The organism is Pseudomonadales bacterium, assembly GCA_013215025.1.
In the GTDB taxonomy this organism is placed as follows: domain Bacteria; phylum Pseudomonadota; class Gammaproteobacteria; order Pseudomonadales; family DT-91; genus DT-91.
The window spans coordinates 1-3468 of the sequence record JABSRR010000223.1 but is presented as its reverse complement, the minus strand read 5'-3'; the positions used below and the strand labels follow the sequence as shown (position 1 = coordinate 3468).

Below are 3468 nucleotides of genomic sequence, written 5' to 3'. Positions count from 1 at the left end.
TTTGTCCTGCGGTTCTTACCGCCTGCATAGTCGCCGCTAACAGCGTAAAATAAATCCAAATTTCCAACGAAGTATCCCTACCTATTATTTCTTATTATTTATTTAAAGCTTAAGGCTTAGTGTTGGTCGAATATGCGGTCACTCAGTAATAGTCTCGGCATGAAACTCATACTGCTTATCTAAACTACTAACGCCCAAGCCACTGAGTTTTCTTACTTTAATCTGTACACCAATACGCTCTTTTAACGCCTCAACATGACTAATAACACCAATCATTTTGCCACTGGCGTTTAAATTATCCAGAGCGTCAAGCGCTACTTCCAGCGTATTATTATCTAAAGTGCCAAAACCTTCATCGAGAAATAATGAGTCGATACTGGTTTTATTACTGACTAAATCAGAAAGCGCCAAGGCTAGCGCCAAACTTATCAAGAAGCTTTCACCGCCCGATAAAGTTTTAATATCGCGAGCGGTATCTCCTTGCCAAGTATCAACAACTTCTAGAGCTAAGGTATCGCTTTGCTGACATTGCAGTTGATATCGACCAAATAATCTATCTAGTTGTGCATTAGCCAGATGAACTAAATTAGCCAAGGTTAAACCTTGCGCGAACTTTCTAAATTTGGCACCATCGGCCGAGCCAATTAAAGCATTTAAATGACTGAGATCATCCAAAGAAATTTGCGCTTGTTTTATTTTCTCAAGTAGATTTTTTTGCTGACTTTTATTGGTTTTATCATGGCTGATTTGTTGACCAAACTGACCCATTTTTTGCTGGCACTGTTTGAGCTGATCTGACAGTTTGATTAAGTTCATTGAAATGGATTGTTCATCAAAATCACCCGTGCCAGTTTCGCTTAACTTAGCCTTTTGTTCGTGCAATTCAAGCGTTACTTTTTCAGCTTGCGCGAGCAAAACTTGCGCTTGTTTTTTACTATCACGAAGCTCGTCGGCAAGCTTACTCAGTTGCTGTTTTTTATCGCTACTAAGTAGTGCTGCTAAAACCTGTTGCTCATCGGTAAAATCACTGGCAGACATTAGCTTTTGCCAATCACTGTTGGCGCTGTCATTTTGCTTAACCACACTTTCTAACTGTGATTTGGCAGTATTTAACTGGCCTTTATTTTCCTGCTGCGCTGCTATTGCTGCCTGATGAAGACGTTTCGACTCTTCAAGCGCCTTATCACTAGCTGCGCGCTGCGTTGTTATACTTTCTCTCAATATAACCGTATTTTGTAAGCTAGTATCGGTAATATCCAGTTCGATGAACAAGTTAACACGTAATGTATTTTGAGCCGTTATTTCACTTTCTTGCAGATTTAACTGCGCTTTTGCTTGGTCATGTAATTGTTGCTGCTGCTCAACTTGTTGTTTCAGTAAACCCAGCTTTTGTTCAAGGCGAGTTAAGTGCTCTTGTGCTGCTTGCTGACTACTAACAATTTGTTGATAATATTGTCCCTGTTGCTGTACTGATTTCAGCCAGCTTTCATCAATACATATCGACTGAACTTGGCTGTCTTCACCAACACTTACCGGAACAATAGGTAAAGCAATTTTATTCTCAATGCCTGTGCCATTAATGTCTGCCAACAATTGTCCATTCAGAGTGACAATTGCCTGTTGCTCTACTGCTAAATTATTGGCAGTTTTTGTCTTAAGATCACCTTGGGATTTACCCTGTTCTTGCAACAAATGTAATTGATTTATCTGCGTAGATAATTGCTTGTCACCTAAGGTAATCTGCTCTAAATTTTGTTGCTGAATTTGACTGTTTTCCTGCAGCGCTTGTTGCAAGAAAAGTAACTCTTCAAGTTGCTGACAGGCAGTGTTTAATTGCTCATTTATAGCTTGCTCAGCGTGAGTATCAGCTAAGACAATTTGATTAACATTTAACGACTGCCAGTTTTGTCCGATGTTATCTTGCTCGTTAGTTATGCCTTGTATGCGGTCATGCTGCATAGCAAGTTGCGCGGTTAAATTCGCTTGCACACTATTAAGCGCTTTACCTTGTTTTTCTAATTGAGATAACTCATCTGTCAATATGGATAAGCGCTTTTGGTGTTCATTACTATTAAGGGCTTGATAATCATTTATCGCTGGATGTTCTAATGAGCCACACAAAGGACAAGCGTCATCTGCTTGAAGTTTTGCTCTGTGTTCACTGAGCGCCATAATAGTTTGCTGTTGAGCCAGTAAGGTTTCAACATCTTTTTTCTGTTGATGATTAGCACTATAACGCTGACGTAATTGAATTAGCTCTTGCTCTGTCGATTTGAGCTGTTGATTATCTTTTACTTGCTGCTGTGACAACGCTTGTTGTTCATTTGCCAACACATGATAACGCTGCGCTAACTGCCCGGCTTGCTTTAAGGTTAGTTGTTGGCTTTGGCTATCAACAACAGCTTGATTAAGAAGGCCATTGGTTAGCTCTGTGGTATTACCTTCAACACCATTCGTGGCTTTATCATCCAAGTCGCTAGCAACAATGGCCTGAGCGGTTTGGCTGTTTTGCACCAGTTGCTCAGCTTGAGTGATCATTGCTTGCTGTTGGTTATTGAGCCTTAATAACTCGCCTTCACTATGGGCAATCTGCTGCTGTTGTTCTTGATGTTGAGACTGTAACGCTACTAACGTTTGCTCAATGTTACTTTGCTCAGTTAATAAACCCTGCACACTCGCTTGTTGGTGAGTTAATTGCTGATATTGATTTTGCCATAAGGGGTGTTTTTCCGGCATTTGTTGCAATGCATGGCCCTTAGTTAAAGACTCTTGTTGCTGCACTACAGTTTGCAATGCTTTTTCTTGCTCGGTTTGCACCTTTGCTAGAACATCGACATTAACCGTTAGCTCTTGGCTCTGCGTGGCAACAGTATTTTTAGTTTCTTGCCAAGCTGCTTGTTGATGAGTAAGTGCATGATCAAGGGGCTCGATTTTTTCCAGTAATACTTGCTCAATAACTTTCCGCTCTGCTTCTGCGGAAATTTGTTTGCTTGTTAGCTGAGTTAACGTGGTATCACTGGCTACAACGGCTTGCTCCAGTGCAACTAACTGCTCTGTTTGACTAGTCACTTGCTGCAAGTTTTGCTGATATTGTTGACGATAATGCACCATTTGCTCATAAGGCGCGCGCAACGGTTCAGCCAAGGTCGACTGAAAGAGTAAATCAAGATCGCTTTTTGCTAACTGCTCTTGTGCTTCAACACTGGTTAACTGCTGTTTTGCTGCATTTTGTGCTTGCTCATTAGCAGAAAAACTCGCACACCAATTCTTTACTTTTTGCGCCTGCTGTAATTGCGCAGTTAACTGCTTTTCTTCGCTGGTGGTATGGGCAAGTTGTTGCTCAAGTTCACTCACTTGCTCTTCATCAAGTAAGGTAACGCCTTGGCTCTGTGCTTGTAATAATTTCAATTCATCACTGGCACTACGATGATCATCAAACACTTTTTGTGAGATATCACCGTAAATTTC

At 41.0% G+C, this 3468-nt stretch carries 1 protein-coding gene; it reads right to left on the bottom strand.

Features of this window, described 5'->3' with window-relative positions; all coding sequences use genetic code 11:
- Positions 1 to 138: 138 nt before the first annotated feature.
- A partial coding sequence (locus tag HRU21_12110; GenBank protein NRA43034.1) for an exonuclease SbcC occupies positions 139 to 3468 on the bottom strand: 3330 nt, incomplete at its 5' end.